This window comes from Microbacterium sp. NPDC056736, from assembly GCF_042790415.1.
GTDB lineage: Bacteria > Actinomycetota > Actinomycetes > Actinomycetales > Microbacteriaceae > Microbacterium.
Window position 1 is genome coordinate 187,564 of sequence record NZ_JBHTZE010000001.1, and the last position, 16,724, is coordinate 204,287.

The window sequence follows — 16,724 nt, forward strand, 5'->3', positions numbered from 1 at the left end:
CGGTGAGAGCGAATCTCAGCAGGTACCAGGAGATCGCAGACACGCTGGCGCGTCACGGACTGAGCTTCCTCGTCGGTGCGACGGGACTCGGCCGGTGGATCCCCGCCGGCCGTCGCCACCCGCAGCACCGGCCGGCCGACCCCGCCCTGACGAGGGCCGCTCGCCTCCGGCTCGCTCTCGAGGAGCTGGGGCCCACCTTCATCAAGCTGGGCCAGCTTCTCTCCACGCGCCCCGACCTCCTTCCGCCGGCCTACATCGCGGAGCTTTCCAAGCTGCTGGATGCCGCTCCCCCCGTGTCCATCGACGAGATCCGGGAGACGATCTGCCGGGAGCTGGGCGCGGAGCCGGAGCAGTCCTTCGCGTCGTTCGATCCGGCCCCGCTGGCATCGGCATCCATCGGCCAGGTCCACGCCGCAGAGCTGCGGGACGGCACACCCGTCGTGGTGAAGGTCCGCCGCCGCGATGCGGTTCGGCAGGTGCAGGAGGACCTCGACATCCTCAACGATCTCGCCGACCGCGCGGCGCGGGCGTGGGAAGCCGCGCGCACATACGACGTGCGGGGAATCGTCCAGGAGTTCTCGCGGACGCTCCGCGCCGAACTCGACTACGTCCGCGAAGCGGAGAACGCCGACCGGTTCGGCGCGCTGTTCGCCGACCGCCCCGACGTGCTGATCCCTGGGGTCGTCTGGACGCGGAGCACCTCGCGTGTGCTGACTCTCGAGCGCGTCACCGGTATCAAGATCAACGACCTCGAGGCGCTGGACGAGGCGGGAATCGACCGCGGCGCGCTGGCGAAGACGGGCGCCGACGTCATGCTCCAGATGATCTTCGAGCACCGCTTCTTTCACGCCGATCCCCACCCGGGCAACCTCTTCGTCCAGCCGGACGGCAGCATCGCGCTCATCGACTTCGGCATGGTCGGCCAGATCAGCGAGGACCTCCGCGACCGGTTCGCCGACTTCCTCATCGCCTACGCCCTGCAGAACCCCGACGCGCTGGCCGACGCGCTCGTGCGCGTGTCGGTGACCAAGGGCAACGTCGATCGGGATGAGTTCCGTCAGGCCATGGCGTCCTTCATCGGGCTGGCCGCCGACAGGTCGCTGGGAGAGGTGGGGTTCGGCCGGATGGCCACCGAACTGCTCCGCGTGCTCCGCGAGCAGCGGCTGCAGCTTCCGCGCGAGGTCGCACTCATCTTCAAGGTGCTCATGGTGATCGAGGGCATCGGAGTGCAGCTGGATCCCGAGTTCGACCTCGCCGCCGTGTTGACTCCCTACGCGCAGCGGCTGGTCCGTGACCGGCTCTCCCCCGCGGCGCTCGCCAAGCGGATGGGTCGCGCCTCCACCGACGCCGGCGCCCTGCTGCTGGAGCTTCCCACGCGCCTGCGCAGGATCCTCGACACCATGGACGGCAACGGCGTCGAGGTCCACCTCCGTGCGGCGGAGCTCGACCCGCTGGTCGCCCGGACCGAGCGCATCGGCAACCGCCTGGTGGCCGGGATGATCACCGCCGCCCTGATCAACGCCGTCGGCCGCTTCGTCGCGGGTGACGAGCGGTGGCGATCGTGGCGGAGCGCCCTCGTCGGCGCGGGCATGACTGCCGCGTCCACGTTGGGCGGATACCTGCTCTGGACGGCCCGGCGACGCCGTCGGTGATCGGTGGGCGCCGAGCGGCGGAATCCGTCGCGTCATCACACGGCAGAATCGAGGGATGACCTCGCCCGCGATGCACCTCAACCCCGACCACGCCTGCCTCATCGTCCACGGCAGCGACCAGCCGGGGATCGTGGCGGCGGTCTCGGCGATGATCACCCGCATCGGCGGCAACATCGTCGCCTTCGACCAGTACTCCGACAACCCCGAGGGCGGTGCGTACTTCCAGCGGGTCGTGTTCCACCGCCCCGGCTTCGCCGCCGACCGTCCCCGCATCGAGGACGAGCTCGCGCGGACGCTCGGCGGATTCGAGCTCGAGTGGTCGCTGACCGACCAGTCCGTCCCCAAGCGCATGGCGATCCTCGCGTCGAAGCAGGACCACTGCCTGCTCGACCTGCTGTGGCGTCACCGCCGCGGCGACCTGCCGGTGACGATCCCGATGGTGATCTCGAACCACACCACCTCGGCCGAAGACGTGCGCTCGTTCGGCGTGCCCTTCTTCCACGTCCCCTCCGTCGCGGGACCCGACAAGTCGGCATCCGAGGCCAAGATCGTCGAGCTGCTCAGGGGCAACGTCGACTTCGTCGTGCTGGCGCGGTACATGCAGATCCTCTCGGGCGACTTCCTCGCGCAGGTCGGCGTGCCGGTGATCAACATCCACCACTCGTTCCTGCCCGCCTTCATCGGCGCCGAGCCGTACAAGAAGGCGAAGGAGCGCGGCGTCAAGCTCATCGGCGCGACGTCGCACTACGTCACCGACGACCTCGACGAGGGACCGATCATCGAGCAGGACACCGTGCGCGTCACGCACGCCGACTCGGCGGCCGAGCTCGCCCGCCGCGGCGCCGACGTCGAGCGCCAGGTGCTCTCGCGCGCCGTGCTGTGGCACGCCCAGGACCGCGTGATCCGCCACGGCAACCACACCATCGTGTTCTGAACCGGATGCCGCGGGCCGCGGCATCCGTTCCCTCACACCAGGCGCAGCTCGGCGTCGATCGCGGCGGCGGTGCGCTGCAGCGGGGGCAGGTACTCATCGAGCACGTGCTCGACGGTGTCGCGCGTCGCGCTCGTCGAGACGTTCACCGCGGCGACCACGCCGCCGCGGCGGTCGTGCAGCGGCACGGCGACCGAGCGCAGGCCGGGCTCGAGCTCCCCGTCCACGAGCGCCCACCCCTGCTCCCCCACCCGCACGAGCTCCTCGCGGAGGGCTCCCGCCGACGTCAGGGTGCGGTCGGTGAGGGCGGGGAGGGCGGATGCCGCGAGCGCGGCCTCGCGCGCGGCATCCGGCATCCCCGCCAGCAGCACGCGCCCCATCGACGTCGCGAACGCGGGGAACCGCGTGCCGATGGTGATGCGGACGCTCATGATGCGGCGCGTGGGGACGCGCGCGATGTAGACGATGTCGCTCCCGTCGAGGACGGCCGCCGACACGCTCTCGTCGACCTCGCGCGAGAGCCGCTCGAGGTGCGGCTGGACGACCTCGGGGATCGACAGCGCGGACAGGTAGCTGAAGCCGAGCTCGAGCACCCGCGGCGTGAGGCCGTAGCTGCGTCCGACGCTCGTCGCGCCGGAGCCGCGGACGTATCCGAGCTGCTCGAGTGTGCGCAGGAACCGGCCCGCCGCCGCGCGGGTGATGCCGGCCCGGCGTGCCACCTCGCTGAGCGTGAGCTCGGGGTGCTCGGCGTCGAAGGCCCGGATGACGGCGAGCCCCCGGGCGAGCGACTGCACGGTGTCGTGGGTGCGGCCCGCGGCTTCGGTCACCGGCTCACCCTACCCGTACGGCTCCGCGGCTCAGCGCTCGAGCACGACGGCGAGGCCCTGCCCGACGCCGATGCAGATGGCGGCGACCGCGACGCCCCCGCCGCGACGGCGCAGCTCGTGCGCCGCGTGGCCGATGATGCGGCCACCCGACGCGCCGAGTGGATGCCCGATCGCCAGCGCGCCGCCGTGGATGTTGACGCGCTCCGGGTCGAGCTCGGGCCAGCCCTGGATGTCGGCGAGCGACTGCGACGCGAACGCCTCGTTGAGCTCGACGAGGTCGACGTCGGCCCAGGTGCGGCCCGCGCGGGCGAGCGCCTTGTTCGCCGCCTCGATCGGCGCCAGCGGGAACTGGTCGGGGTCGACGCCGTGCGCGGCGCGCGCCGTGATGCGGGCGAGGGGCTCGCCGTCCAGCGCCCCTTCGCGGGCGAGCAGCACCGCCGAAGCGCCGTCGTTGATGGGCGAGGAGTTGCCGGCGGTCACGCTGCCCTGTCCGTCGGCGGCGAACAGCGCCTTGAGACCTGCCAGCTTCTCGACGGACGTGTCGTCGCGGATGCCCTCGTCGCGCGCGAGCTCGGCGCCCGGGACCTGCACGATCTCACCGGCGTAGAGGCCGTCGGCCCAGGCCTGGGCCGCCAGGCGGTGCGAGCGCACGGCGAACTCGTCCTGGGCCTGGCGCGAGATGCCCTGCTCCCGGGCGATCTTCTCGGCCGACTCGCCGTTGGAGATCGTCCAGTGCTTCGGCAGCTGCGGGTTGGTCATGCGCCAGCCGATCGACGTGTTCCACAGCGTCTGGTTGCCGACGCTCGGCCACGGCCTCGGTGACTTCTCGACGACGAACGGCGCGCGGCTCATCGACTCCACGCCTCCCGCGAGCACGACGTCGGCGTCTCCGGCATCGATGGCACGGGACCCCTGGACGACGGCCTCGACCGACGACGCGCACAGCCGGTTCACCGTGACGCCGGTGACGGTCGTCGGCAGGCCCGCCAGCAGCGCGGCCATGCGCGCGACGTTGCGGTTGTCCTCCCCCGCCTGGTTGGCGTCGCCGAAGATCACGTCGTCGATGCGCGCGGGATCCAGGCCCGTGCGCTCGATCGTCGCCCTCATGACGACGGCGGCGAGGTCGTCGGGGCGCACGGCCGAGAGGGCGCCGCCGGCGCGTCCGAACGGCGTGCGGACGGCGTCGTAGATCCAGGTCACCATGTCATTCACCTTCCCGGATGCCGGGGGTCGAGGCATCCGTCAATTCCAGGCCCGTGAGCGCGGCGAGGAGCTGGACGGTGTTGTCGCCGAACGCCTCGCGCACCGCGAATCCCTCGGGCGTCACGTCGAAGACGGCGTGGTCGGTGTAGACGCGGGTGACGCAGCCGACGCCGGTGAGCGGGTAGGTGCACGCTTCGACGAGCTTGGACTCCCCCGATTTGGTGAGGAGGTCGGTCATGACGTAGACGTTCTTCGCGCCGATCGCGAGGTCCATCGCGCCGCCGACGGCGGGGATGGCACCGGGGGCGCCCGTCGACCAGTTGGCGAGGTCGCCGCCCTGCGACACCTGGAACGCACCGAGGACGCACACGTCGAGGTGGCCGCCGCGCATCATGCCGAACGAGTCGGCGTGGTGGAAGTAGGCGGCGCCGGCGAGCGCGGTGACGGGTTGCTTGCCGGCGTTGATGAGGTCGGGATCGATCTCGCCGGCGGCGGGCGACGGCCCCATCCCGAGCATCCCGTTCTCGGTGTGCAGGATGATCTCCTGGTCCTGCGGCAGGTAGTCGGCGACGAGGGTCGGCGCCCCGATGCCGAGGTTGACGTACGAGCCCTCGGGGATGTCCCGGGCGATGCGGGCCGCGAGCTGCTGGCGCGTGATGCGCGTGCCCTGCGTCCTCGGTTCGCTGACGCTCACTGGTCGACCTCGATTCCGGATGCCGCGTCCGCTGCGAGCGGACGCCCTTCGATGTCCACGCCTCCGACGAAGGCGCCGCCCTCGAGCCACGCCCGCTCGCCCACCGCGACGACGCGGTCGACGAAGATGCCCGGCGTCACGACGGCCTCGGGGTCCAGCGTGCCGAGCGGCACGAGCTCGTCGACCTGCACGATCGTCGTCGTCGCGGCGGCGGCCATGATGGGCCCGAAGTTGCGCGCGGTCTCGCGATACACGAGGTTGCCCCACCGGTCTCCGCGGTACGCGCTCACGAGCGCCACGTCGGCTTTGATCGGGTACTCCAGCGCGTACAGACGGCCGTCGATCTCGCGGATCTCCTTGCCCTCGGCGAGTTCGGTGCCCACGCCCGTCGGCGAGAAGAACGCGCCGATCCCGGCGCCGGCCGCGCGGATGCGCTCGGCGAGGTTGCCCTGCGGCACCAGCTCCAGCTCGATCTCGCCCGCCCGGTACAGGCCGTCGAACACCCACGAGTCGTGCTGGCGCGGAAACGAGCACAGGATCCTGCGCACCCGCTTCTTCGCGAGGAGCGCGGCAAGGCCCGTATCACCGTTGCCGGCGTTGTTGTTGATGATCGTGAGATCGCTCGCGCCCTGGGCGATGAGCGCATCGATCAGCTCGACGGGCTGACCGGCGCGGCCGAAGCCGCCGATCATGATGGTCGCCCCGTCGCGGATGCCGGCGACGGCCTCCTCGACGGACGCCACGGTCTTGTCGATCATCGTTGCGCCTCCTCGTGTTCGTCCTGCGAACACCTGTCCGTCTAACGGACACACAATACCGCAGCGCGTCTCTCCCCGCCAGGGCGAGACGCCGAGGGCGGCACCCGTCACGGATGCCGCCCTCGGTTCAGCTCGGCGCCGTCAGCGGCGTCCCTCGCGGTCGCCGAGGAACTCGCCCGGCTGGGTGGGGACGAACGCCGACCCGCTGTCATGGAGCGACGCGGCCAGCTGGTTCATGCGTTGCGCGGACTGCCCGATCGCGCCCCAGTTGCCCGTCTCGACGCGGTCCAGGAGCGCCTCGATCCCCGCCGCGATCTCGGCAGGCGTGAAGCTGCAGTGCCCGACCCGGTCGACCTGGAACTGGCGCAGCAGGCTGGTGTCTCCGGCCGTGCGGACGTCCTCGGCGTACTCCTCCTCGACCTGGATCGGCGCCAGGATGTCGTCGAGCGTGTGCAGCGCGATGACCGGCATCTGCAGGTCGCCCGTGAGCCCCGACGAGGCGCGCAGCGTCTCGACCGAGCCGGGGTCGGCGACGACGTCCGCGGTCGCGGTCAGGGTCGCGAGGTCCGCCTTGAGGTCCAGGCCGGCCTCGCGGTACAGCTCCTGCACCAGCCCGCGGTCCTCGGACTGCGCGAAGAGCTTGTGGTAGTCCACTCCCGCATTCCAGGTCGCGTTGCCGCCCGCCGTCGACTCGATGTCGAAGCGGCCGGGGGTGACGAAGCCGATCGTGTCGAGCAGCTGCTCGTACAGCCCCTGCTGCAGCACCGCCGGGTCCGTCGGCGCGTCGGCCGCGGCCGCGCCGTCGGAGATGTGGAACAGCGCCGCGGCCAGCGCGATGCGCGCCTTCCCCTCCGGTGTCTGCTGACCGGCCTGCACCGCCGCGCTCAGCGCGCCGGAGGCGGCGAAGGCGTCGCCGAGCGTCGCGTAGCCCTCGATGTCGATGTCCTGGGCCGGCGCGAGCAGCTGGTCGATGGCGTGCGCTCCGTCGAGCTGGTAGTTGTTCAGATCGACGGCGCCCTCCATCAGCCCGCACGTCGGCATCGCCCCGTCGATGAGGTCGGCGGCGCTCTCGGCGATGCGGCCGGTGACGAGACCGCCCATCGAGGTGCCGTAGGCGAGGATGTGCTCGGGGTCGAGTCCGGTCTCATCGAGCATGGCGTCGAGGGACTGCAGCTGGTCGTCGACCGCGGTCGGCACCGCCCAGCCGCTGGACGCGTACGACGACCCGACGAGCGCGTAGCCGCGCTCGAGCAGCAGTGCCTTGGTCGCGCCGTCCGGGGCGACGGAGGCCGGGTTGCCGGGGATGAACGAGGGCCGGTAGCCGTGGCTGTACAGCAGCACGGTGCCGTTCCAGTCGGCGGGGACCGAGGCGAGCCAGGTCGTGCCGTTGGAGAGCGAGCCGGCGTACTCGCCGCCGGTGTCCGCGAGGGCGGGTGGCGCGACAAGGCCGACAGACAGGGCGGCGGCGGCGACCGCGGCCAATCCGACGGTTCGGGTGCGGAGCTGGGACATGTGGGGTCCTTCCGTGTCATCGTCGACAGGGCGCCGTCGTCGGCGACGGAGCTAGGACCAATTATCAAGTTTCCTGAACGTCAGTCAACCGGTTCCGTGGATTGCTCGAGGGCGCGCCGGGCCTCCTGGAGCCAGCGTCCGAGCGCCGCGCGCTCCGATCCGGACCGCCCGCCGAACGCCACGGCCTCGATGCGGTCGACGTCGTCGCGGCACGCGGACAGCAGCGCCACGCCGGCCGGAGTCAGCGAGATCGCCATGCGGCGCCGGTTCTCGGGGTCGCGGACGCGGTCGATCAGCCCCGCGTCCACCAGGGCGCGCACGATTCCCTCCATCGCCTGCGCCGTCACGAAGGCGTGCCGCGCCAACTGTGACGAGCTCATCCCGGGGTGCTGCTCGAGCACCGTCAGCGCGGTGTACTGCGTCACGGTGATGCCGTGCGGCCGCACCACGTCGTCGAGGCGCCCGCGGACGGCGAGCTCGACCTGCTTGACCTGGTAGAGGATCCGGGGTGCGTGTTCGGCCGTCATGCGCTCCCCGAGCCCGTCATGCGATGAAGCATACGGGCGTCAGGACTCGTCGGCGAACACGTCCTTCGCGATGCGGAACGCGGTGTTCGCGGCCGGGACGCCACAGTACAGCCCCGCCTGCAGGATCACCTCCCGGATCTCGTCGACGGTGAGGCCGTTGCGCCGCGCCGCGCGCAGGTGCATCGCGAGCTCCTCGTGGTGACCGAGCGCGATGAGCGCCGTGAGCACCGCCACCGAGCGCGAGCGGCGGTCGAGCCCTGGCCGCGACCAGATGTCGCCCCACGCGACGCGGGTGATGAAGTCCTGGAAGTCGGCCGTCAGCTCGTCGGTGCCGGCGATCGCACGGTCCACGTGCGCGTCCGAGAGCACCTCGCGACGCACCGTCATGCCCTGGTCGTAGCGCTGCTGATCGGTGAGGCCCTCGCCGTCCGGGCGGGTCATGCGGCGCGCTCCGCCGCGTGGGCGTCGAAGAAGCCGAGGAGGGCGTCGGCCGTCGCGGCCGGCGCGTCGGCGGGCGGCAGGTGCGCGGCATCCGCGATCCCGATCGCCTCGCCGCGCTGCACGCCGTCGGCGATCTCGCGAGCGGATGCCTCCGGCGTGACGCCGTCGTGATCGCCCCACACGGCCAGCACCGGGGTGGCGATCTCGCCCAGCCGATCGCGCACGTCGAAGCCCGCGAGCGCCTCGCAGCACAGCGCGTAGCTCTCGTCGTCGGCGTCCTGCAGCGCGTGCAGCAGCCGGCCGGTGATGTCGGGGTCGCGCTCGATGGATCCCGGCGCGAACCACCGCTGCGCCGAGCCGATGATGAGGCTCGAGGTGCTCTGCGCGCGCACCTGGGCCGCACGCTCGTGCCACGCTGCGGCCTCGCCGATCGCGGCGCCCGAGCACACGATCGCCGCTGCGCGGACGCGATCCGGATGCCGCAGCAGCAGCTCGAGCCCCACGCAGCCGCCGAGGGACACCCCGGCGTACAGGAACTCTCCGTCGATGCTCGCGGCCACGGCGTCGGCGAGGTCGGCGATGGAGAACGGTGCGGCGGCGGCCGGTGCGGCGCCGTGACCGGGGAGGTCCCAGGCGATGACCCGGTACTCCTGCGCGAGCGGGGGCAGCGCGCGCTCCCACAGCAGGGTCGAGGTCCCGAGCGACGGGCCGAGGATCAGGGTCGGCGCGGCGATCGGGCCGACGGGTGCGGTGAGCGAGATGGCGGGGACGGTCACTCTGTCTCCTGTGGGGTGACGGCCTCGTCGACGAGGCGTGCGGCGAGGCCCGTGTACCGGGCGGGGTCGAGCAGGTCGGCGACGAATGCCTCGGCGCTCCGGCCGCGGTCGGCGGCGAGCGCGCCGACTTCGGGGAGCGCCGCGAGCGCCGCGGCGAGGTCGCCGTCGGCGCCGGCCTCGAGGACGAGCCGCGACACGCGGGCCGGTCCGAGCGCGGGGCCGAGGACGAGCGAGAGCCGCTCCGCGAGGATGAGCCCGCCGCCGGCGTCGAGGTTGCGGGTCACGGCGTCGGTGTCGACGTGCAGGCCGGCGACGAGGGTCGCGGCGTGGGCGGTCGCGCCCAGCGCGAGACGCAGCAGTTCGCGCAGCGTCGGCCACTCCGCGTGCCAGGCGCCGTCGGGGCGCTCGTCGACGGCGAGCGCCGACGCCAGGTGCAGGGTCGCGCCGAGCTGCGGCGCGCGCAGCGCGGCGGAGCGGATGAGGACGGATGCCGCGGGATTGCGCTTCTGCGGCATCGCCGACGATCCTCCGCCGGTGCCCTCGGCGAGCTCGCCGATCTCGCTGCGGCTGAGGGTGGCGACGTCGGCGGCGATCTTGCCGACCGCGTCGACGGCCTGCACGAGGGCGTCGCCGAGCCCGGTCACCGGCCAGCGCGCGGTGTGCCACGGCGCCTCGGGCGCGGCCAGTCCGAGCTCGCGCGCGTAGGCGGCCGGCAGCCCCGCCGCGGTCTCGACTCCGCCGATCTCGACGAACGAGGCGAGCGTTCCGGCTGCGCCGCCGAGCTGCACGGGGAGCGCGTGCCCGGCCTGCTCGAGGCGTCCCTTGGCGTGGGCGACGCCTCGCAGCCAGCCGGCCGCGCGCAGGCCGACAGTGGTCGGCACCGCGTGCTGGGTGAGCGTGCGCGCCGCGGCGACCTCGTCGCGGCGCGAGCGGGCCAGCGAGCGCAGCGAGACCTCGGCGTGTGCGAGCGCGGCGATGACCTTGCTGGTGGCCGCCCGCGCGACGAGCATCAGCGCGGTGTCGAGGATGTCCTGGCTGGTGGCGCCGCGGTGGATCCACAGGCGCGCGTCGGTGCCGACGCGCTCCCTGAGCACGCCGACGAGCGGGATCACCGGGTTGCCGCCGGCCACGGCCGCCGCCGCCAGCGCTCTCCCGTCGACGCCGTGATCGCGGCATCCGCGCAGTGCGCCCTGCCAGCCGAACTCCGTCTCGATCTCGTCGACGGCCTCGGCCGGCGCGAGGCCCGCCTCCAGGAGGGCGCGGGCGAGGCCGACCTCGGCCGTCACTAGCGCGTCGAGGATCGCGGCATCCGTCACCGTCTCGTCGTGACCGACGGTCACCGGCGAGAGCAGCCCCTCGTCGAGAGGGGGGTGCGGATCAGAAGGCAAGGAACACGGTCTCCTTCTCGCCCTGCAGGTGGATGTCGTGGTGCAGGCTGCCGTCGGGCCGGCGCGTCGCGATGAGCGTAGCGCGCTCGCCCTCGTCGAGCGAGGACAGCAGCGGGTCGGCGGCGAGGAGATCCTCGTGCTCGGGCAGGTAGATGCGCGTCACGAGCTTGTCGGGAAGCCCCCGGGCGAACACGATCACCGAGAAGAACGGCGCGCCCCCGTCGACCGCACCGGGGTTGCGGGTCCAGAACTCGTAGTGGCCGACATCCGTCGTCGCGGCGCGCCCGAATCCGGTGAACGAGTGGTCGTCGCGGCGGAACGCGCCGTGCGCGCGCGGGATGCTGCCGTCCTCGTCGGCGCTCCAGATCTCCACGACGGCGTCGGGGATCGGGTTGCCGGCGCCGTCGAACACGGTGCCGCCGAGCACGATCGCACCCGGGCTGTGCGGGAAGACGACTTCGTGCTTCTTGGGGTAGTCCAAGCCGAAGGCGAAGAAGGGGCCGACGGTCTGGCCGCCGGTGGGCTCGTGGGTCTTGGGGCCCAGGTCGCGCTGGGTGCGAGCGGCCATCAGTGCTCTCCTTCTTCGGGCTCGAACCAGGTGGCGTCGGGTCCGTCGACCACGATGTCGAAGCGGTACCCCATCGAGAACTCGGGCACCGACAGGTCGTGGTCGTACAGCCCGATGAGGCGGTCGCGGTCCTTCTGGCGCCAGATCGTGTTGTAGATCGGGTCCAGCGGGAACAGCGGGTCGCCCGGGAAGTACATCTGCGTCACCAGACGCTGGGTGAAGCCGCTGCCGAAGATCGAGAAGTGGATGTGGGCGGGGCGCCACGCGTTGACGTGGTTCTTCCACGGGTAGGCGCCCGGCTTGATCGTCGTGAACTTGTAGAACCCGTTGTCGTCGGTGACCGTGCGCCCGGCCCCGGTGAAGTTCGGGTCCAGCGGCGCGGGGTGCTGGTCGCGCTGGTGGATGTAGCGGCCGGCCGCGTTGGCCTGCCAGATCTCGACCAGCTGGTTCGCCAGCGGACGCCCCCACGAGTCGAGGAGCCGGCCCTCGACCGTCATGCGCTCGCCCTGCGGCTCACCAATGTGCTGCAGCGTGAGGTCGGACTCGATCGCCGCGACGTCGCGCTGGCCGAAGGCCGGCGACCACAGCTCGATGGTCTCGGGGTCGACGAGCTTGGGGTTCTTGGTCGGATGCCGGAGCAGGCTCGACCGGTAGGGCGGGAAGTCGTGGAGGCTGATGTTCAGCTTCTCGCCGGCCTCCTCGCGTCGCGCGGCGGCGGCGTGGTAATCGACGATCTCCTGCGTGATCTCGTTCTGCGTCAGCTGGTCGGGCGAGGCCAGCAGCGACTCGGGCGCTGCCACCGTCTGCTCGAGAACCACCGACGACGAGAACGCCTCTTCACCCCGGGGATCGGGCTGCGTCGCACTCATCAAGGTCTCCTTCGACGACTCGGGTCGTCCCAGCGTCGCACCGGCGCCGGGCCGTGCGGGCTCGCACTCCCACTCAGTGGGATCGACGGATGCCGCGGGCCGAGGCATCCGTCCCCCTTTGGTTCTCTCGGTCTCTTTCTTCCGGGTTTGGGGCGCCGTACGTTCGTTCGGGGCGCGCGCCGTGCGCCCCGAAGGGACGGCATGCGCCCCAAACCCGGGCGACTCCCCCCAGACCCGGGGGACCGGGCCGGGCTCACGCGCCGCGGAGGTCGTGGTGGAGGTCCTTGGCCGACTGCACGACGAGGGGCCCGAGGCGCCGCGCGTCGGCGCGCTCGAGATGAACGACGAGGCCGATCGCGATGGGAGGAAGGCCCTCCACGCGCGGCAGGGCCGCGGCCACCGAGACGTTGCCGAGGGTCATCTCCTCGCGGGTCGTCGCGTAGCCGAGGGCCCGGGTGCGCGCGATGTCGGCGCGCAGGCCCGCCTCTGTGGTGATGGAGTTCACCGTCTCGCGCACCAGCGGCGCGCGGAAGTACTGCTGCAGCCAGGCCTCGTCCCGCGTGGCGAGCAGCGCCTTGCCGACCCCCGTGGTGTGCAGCGGCCCCCGCCCGCCCATGCGGCTCAGGGTCGGGATCGACTGGCGGCCGGTGAGGCGCCCGACGTACAGCGCGCTCGTCGTCTCGGGCGTGGCCCCGTCGAGCACGGCGAGGTGCACGTTCTCGCCCGTTGCCTCGTAGAGCCGCACCATGTGCGGCAGCGCCGTCTCGCGCAGCCGCAGCGACAGCGGCGACAGCTCGCCGAGCTCCCACAGCCGCGGCCCGATGGCGTAGGTGTGACCCGGACCCCGCGTCAGCAGCCCCTCGGCCACGAGGGTCGCGAGCAGGCGGTGCAGCGTCGACGAGGCGAGGCCGGTGCGCGCGGCGAGCGCCGCCGCGGTGACGGCCGGCTCGTCGTCGGTGAAGCAGTCGAGCACCCTCAGGGTGCGCTCGAGCACGCCCTCGCCGTCCGCCATGGCTCCTCCCCGAGCGACGTTACCCGCCCGGGCGTGTGTCACAGTGGGCGCATGGCCAACTCGCCGACCGGCGACTCGATGACCGAGCGCATCGTGCGCGTGCTCGAGACGTTCACGGCCGAACGGTCGATGCAGTCGGCCGCCGAGATCGGGCGCCGCGCCGGGCTGCCGTCGTCCACCGCGCACCGCATCGTCGACGAGCTCGTCGCCGCCGGGCTGCTCGAGCGCGATGAGGACCGTCGCGTGCACCTCGGGATGCGGCTGTGGGAGCTGGCCCTCCGCGGCTCCACGGCGCTGCGCCTCCGGCAGGCCGCGCTGCCCCACATGGAGCGGGTGCAGGCGGCGATCCGCGAGCACACCCAGCTCGCGGTGCTCGAGCAGGACGAGGCGCTCTTCCTGGAGCGCCTCTCGCATCCCGACGCGGGCGCCAACATCACCCGCATCGCCGGACGCCTGCCGCTGCACGCCTCGTCGTCGGGCCTCGTGCTGCTGGCGCACGCGCCGGCCGCCCTCCGCGAGCGGGTGCTCGCCGGACCGCTGCGCGCCCTCGCGCCCGAGACGGTGACGGATGCCGCGCGCCTGCGCCGCCTGCTCGCCGAGGTCCGTCGCACCGGCGTGGTGGTGGCGCCGGGATCGATCGAGTCGGTGTCGACCGGCGTGGCGGTGCCGATCCGCGACGCGGGCGAGGTCGTGGCCGCGCTGTCGGTGGTGCTCCCCCGCGAGACGCCGCCCGACGCCGCCGTCGCGGCGCTCCGCGCCGCCGCCGCCGGCGTCGAGGCCGCCCTCCGCACCGACCGCCGCTGAGCCCACGCCGGCCCGCGGCATCCGTCATCCCACCCCATCCCCACCCCCACCCCCACCCCCGCCGAGTTCGCGGTTCCTCGACGAGCGACCACGTCCTGGGTGCCCACAGCGTGGTCATTCGCCGAGTAGCCGCGATGTCGGCAAGGGAGGGGGGTGAGAGTCATCCCGATGAACGGGAATCTACACGCCGGCGAGGTGGAGCGGGGTCACACTGGGGCGAGGCATCCGCACCCCCTCACGTCGTCGAAGGAGACGTCATGACCACCACGATCAGCACCCGCGTCGCCATCGTCGGCGCCGGACCCGCCGGACTCCTGCTGGCGCATCTCCTCGGCAACGCCGGCATCGAGTCGATCGTCATCGACCAGCGCTCGCGCGAGGAGATCGAGACGACGATCCGCGCCGGCATCCTGGAGCAGGGAACCGTCGAGATCCTCGACGCGTCCGGAGCGTCGAGCCGCGTCCGCACCGTGGGCAACCGTCACGACGGCATCGAGCTGCGCTTCTCGGGCGCCGGCCACCGCATCGACTTCGCCGAGCTCGTCGGCCGTGGCGTGTGGCTGTACCCGCAGCACGAGGCGCTCAAAGACCTCATCGCCGCACGCCTGGACAAGGGCCAGGACCTCCGCTTCGGCGTCACCGCCGTGCGCGTCGAGGATGCGGCATCCGATCGTCCGCGCGTCATCGCGACCGACGCCGACGGCGCTCCGCTCGAGATCGAGGCGGACTTCGTCGTCGGCTCGGACGGCTCGCGCAGCGTCGTGCGCGAGGCGGTCACCGGCTCGTCGACCGGCGGCTACTTCCGCGAGTACCCGTTCGCGTGGTTCGGCATCCTCTGCGAGGCGCCGCCGAGCGCCGAGGAGCTCATCTACAGCAACTCCCCCGACGGTTTCGCGCTCATCAGCCAGCGCAGCCCCACGGTGCAGCGCATGTACTTCCAGTGCGACCCGAACGCCGACCCCAACGCGCTGAGCGAGGAGCAGCTGTGGGAGGAGCTGCAGAAGCGCGTGCCCGGCACGACCCTCAAGGAGGGTCCGATCTTCCAGCGGGACGTGCTGCGGTTCCGCAGCTTCGTCGCCCACGAGCTGCTGCACGGTCGCGTCGCCCTCATCGGCGACGCCGCCCACACCGTGCCGCCCACCGGCGCGAAGGGCATGAACCTCGCGGTCGCCGACGTGATCGTGCTTGAGCGCGCGCTGCGCGCGTTGCTGCTGGAGAACGACGACCGCCTCCTCCAGCAGTTCCCCGAGAAGGCGCTGCACCGCATCTGGAAGGCTCAGCACTTCTCCTGGTGGATGACGAACATGCTCCACGTCGCCCCCGACGCGTCGGACTTCGACCGCCTGCGTCAGCTCGGCGAGCTGCAGTCGGTGGTCGAGTCCGAGGCCGGCCGCCGCTTCCTGGCGGAGGCCTACACCGGCTGGCCCCTCGAGGGCCTCGCCTGACGCCCCTTCCTCGCACGAGGGCTGCCGCTGAACGGGAATGGACGGATGCCACGCCCGCCGCGTGGGCTATAGTCCGAGCCCTATGACCCCATCGTCGCGGACCGCTCCGCCGCGCACGCCGCGGACGGCGTCGGTGGCGATGCTGCTGACGGCGGTGTGCCTGGTCGCGGCCAACATGCGCCCGGCCATCACGGGGCTCGGGCCGCTGCTCGACCAGATCGGCGCCGACACCGGGATGTCGCTGACCGCGCTCGGCGTGCTCGCGGCGGTGCCGCTGGTCGCGTGGGCGCTGTTCTCCCCCGTCGCGCACGAGCTCAGCCGCCGCTTCGGCCAGCCCCGCGTGCTGCTGTGGTCGCTGCTCGTGCTGCTGGCCGGCACGCTCGTGCGGTCGATCCCGGGGCCGGTCGTGAGCCTGTGGATCGGCACGGCGATCATCGGCGTCGGGATCGCGATCATCAACGTCCTCATGCCGGCCGTGGTCAAGCGCGAGTTCCCGGGCCGCGTCCCGGCGATGACCGCCGTGTACACCGCGCTGCTGGCCGGCATGGGTGCGGTCTCGTCCGGAGTCGTCGTGCCCATCTCGCACATCGAGGTCGGCGGCGAGGCGGCGGGCTGGCGATTCGCGCTGCTCGTCACGGGCGCGGCCCTGCTGCCCTTCGCCGTCGCGGCGTGGTGGTGGGCGCACCGCGGGGCCCGCAGCGTGCACGATCGCGCGAAGGCGCCGCGCGGTCGCACCGGGATCTGGTCGGATCCGATCGCCTGGCTGGTCGCGGTCTACATGGGGCTGCAGGCATCCATGTTCTACATGTTCGTGACCTGGCTCGCGCCGCTGTCGATGTCCACCGGTCGCTCGGAGGTCGTCGCCGGCGTCGACGTCATGGTCTACCAGCTGTTCTCGCTCGCCGGCTGCCTGCTGCTGCCGCTGATCCTCCGCGGGAGCCTCGAGCGCTGGGCCCCCGCGCTGATCCCGTCGCTCGCGGTCATCGGCGTCGTCGGCCTGATGCTCGCCCCCGGCGCCGTGCTGGTGTGGGGCTCCCTCATCGGCCTCACCGGCGGCGCGACCCTCGCGATGTCGCTCACGCTGATGGCGCAGCGCGCCCGCGATCACGACACCTCCGCCGCGCTGTCGGGCATGTCGCAGTCGGTCGGCTACGTGATCGCCGCGCTCGGGCCGGTGGCATTCGGCGGACTCCACAGCCTCACCGGCGGGTGGACCGCGTCGCTCGCGCTGGTCCTGGCCGTGCTCGTGGGCCTCACTGTCGTCGGGGTGTTCGCCGGCCGCGACCGCTACGTGCTCGACCGCCGCTGACGCGATGA

The 16,724-nt window shown here is 72.4% G+C and carries 17 protein-coding genes; 5 read left to right on the forward strand and 12 right to left on the reverse strand.

Annotation, left to right across the window (positions count from 1 at the left end):
* Positions 1-2: 2 nt before the first annotated feature.
* On the forward strand, positions 3-1,652 hold the full coding sequence (locus ACFRAL_RS00825; RefSeq protein WP_378878752.1) for an ABC1 kinase family protein: 1,650 nt from the start codon (positions 3-5) through the stop codon (positions 1,650-1,652).
* Between the two features lie 55 nt (positions 1,653-1,707).
* Positions 1,708-2,586, forward strand: a complete 879-nt coding sequence (gene purU / locus ACFRAL_RS00830; RefSeq protein WP_378878754.1) for a formyltetrahydrofolate deformylase — start codon at positions 1,708-1,710, stop codon at positions 2,584-2,586.
* 32 nt (positions 2,587-2,618) lie between these two features.
* Here purU and ACFRAL_RS00835 read toward each other — a convergent pair whose 3' ends face one another.
* The 12 genes from ACFRAL_RS00835 to ACFRAL_RS00890 all read right to left on the reverse strand — a co-directional run bounded on the left by ACFRAL_RS00835 (position 2,619) and on the right by ACFRAL_RS00890 (position 13,158).
* Positions 2,619-3,410: an IclR family transcriptional regulator C-terminal domain-containing protein gene (locus ACFRAL_RS00835; RefSeq protein ID WP_336394294.1), complete on the reverse strand. Its 792-nt coding sequence runs from the start codon at positions 3,408-3,410 to the stop codon at positions 2,619-2,621.
* 30 nt (positions 3,411-3,440) lie between these two features.
* A complete protein-coding gene (locus tag ACFRAL_RS00840; RefSeq protein WP_378878756.1) occupies positions 3,441-4,613 on the reverse strand; it encodes a thiolase family protein in 1,173 nt (390 codons plus the stop codon).
* A 1-nt stretch (position 4,614) separates the two neighbouring features.
* The gene (locus tag ACFRAL_RS00845; protein ID WP_378878758.1) at positions 4,615-5,307 is read right to left on the reverse strand and encodes a 3-oxoacid CoA-transferase subunit B; all 693 of its coding nucleotides are present in this window, start codon (positions 5,305-5,307) and stop codon (positions 4,615-4,617) included.
* A complete protein-coding gene (locus tag ACFRAL_RS00850; protein WP_378878760.1) occupies positions 5,304-6,065 on the reverse strand; it encodes a 3-oxoacid CoA-transferase subunit A in 762 nt (253 codons plus the stop codon). Before ACFRAL_RS00850 ends, ACFRAL_RS00845 begins: the two co-directional genes overlap by 4 nt.
* A gap of 141 nt (positions 6,066-6,206) precedes the next feature.
* A complete protein-coding gene (locus ACFRAL_RS00855; RefSeq protein ID WP_378878762.1) occupies positions 6,207-7,577 on the reverse strand; it encodes an alpha/beta hydrolase family protein in 1,371 nt (456 codons plus the stop codon).
* Positions 7,578-7,657: 80 nt separating this feature from the next.
* A complete protein-coding gene (locus ACFRAL_RS00860; protein WP_336394289.1) occupies positions 7,658-8,104 on the reverse strand; it encodes a MarR family transcriptional regulator in 447 nt (148 codons plus the stop codon).
* A gap of 39 nt (positions 8,105-8,143) precedes the next feature.
* Positions 8,144-8,545 (reverse strand): 4-carboxymuconolactone decarboxylase, encoded by a 402-nt coding sequence (gene pcaC / locus ACFRAL_RS00865; protein ID WP_336394288.1) that lies wholly within the window; start codon positions 8,543-8,545, stop codon positions 8,144-8,146.
* On the reverse strand, positions 8,542-9,321 hold the full coding sequence (locus ACFRAL_RS00870; RefSeq protein WP_378878764.1) for an alpha/beta fold hydrolase: 780 nt from the start codon (positions 9,319-9,321) through the stop codon (positions 8,542-8,544). Before ACFRAL_RS00870 ends, pcaC begins: the two co-directional genes overlap by 4 nt.
* Positions 9,318-10,709, reverse strand: coding sequence for a lyase family protein (locus tag ACFRAL_RS00875; protein ID WP_378878766.1), 1,392 nt, complete (start codon positions 10,707-10,709; stop codon positions 9,318-9,320). Before ACFRAL_RS00875 ends, ACFRAL_RS00870 begins: the two co-directional genes overlap by 4 nt.
* Positions 10,699-11,277 (reverse strand): protocatechuate 3,4-dioxygenase subunit alpha, encoded by a 579-nt coding sequence (gene pcaG / locus ACFRAL_RS00880; RefSeq protein WP_378878768.1) that lies wholly within the window; start codon positions 11,275-11,277, stop codon positions 10,699-10,701. Before pcaG ends, ACFRAL_RS00875 begins: the two co-directional genes overlap by 11 nt.
* Positions 11,277-12,146: a protocatechuate 3,4-dioxygenase subunit beta gene (gene pcaH, locus ACFRAL_RS00885; RefSeq protein ID WP_336394284.1), complete on the reverse strand. Its 870-nt coding sequence runs from the start codon at positions 12,144-12,146 to the stop codon at positions 11,277-11,279. The genes pcaG and pcaH overlap by 1 nt, the downstream gene beginning before the upstream one ends.
* Positions 12,147-12,399: 253 nt before the next feature.
* Positions 12,400-13,158, reverse strand: a complete 759-nt coding sequence (locus ACFRAL_RS00890; protein WP_378878771.1) for an IclR family transcriptional regulator — start codon at positions 13,156-13,158, stop codon at positions 12,400-12,402.
* A gap of 51 nt (positions 13,159-13,209) precedes the next feature.
* On the opposite strand from ACFRAL_RS00890, the gene ACFRAL_RS00895 reads away from it, so the two are divergent.
* The 3 genes from ACFRAL_RS00895 to ACFRAL_RS00905 all read left to right on the forward strand — a co-directional run bounded on the left by ACFRAL_RS00895 (position 13,210) and on the right by ACFRAL_RS00905 (position 16,716).
* Positions 13,210-13,962 (forward strand): IclR family transcriptional regulator, encoded by a 753-nt coding sequence (locus ACFRAL_RS00895; RefSeq protein WP_378878773.1) that lies wholly within the window; start codon positions 13,210-13,212, stop codon positions 13,960-13,962.
* Between the two features lie 257 nt (positions 13,963-14,219).
* Entirely contained in the window at positions 14,220-15,407 is a 1,188-nt protein-coding gene (locus ACFRAL_RS00900; protein ID WP_378878775.1) for a 4-hydroxybenzoate 3-monooxygenase, read from the forward strand.
* An 82-nt stretch (positions 15,408-15,489) separates the two neighbouring features.
* Positions 15,490-16,716, forward strand: coding sequence for an MFS transporter (locus tag ACFRAL_RS00905; protein ID WP_378878777.1), 1,227 nt, complete (start codon positions 15,490-15,492; stop codon positions 16,714-16,716).
* Positions 16,717-16,724 lie beyond the last annotated feature (8 nt).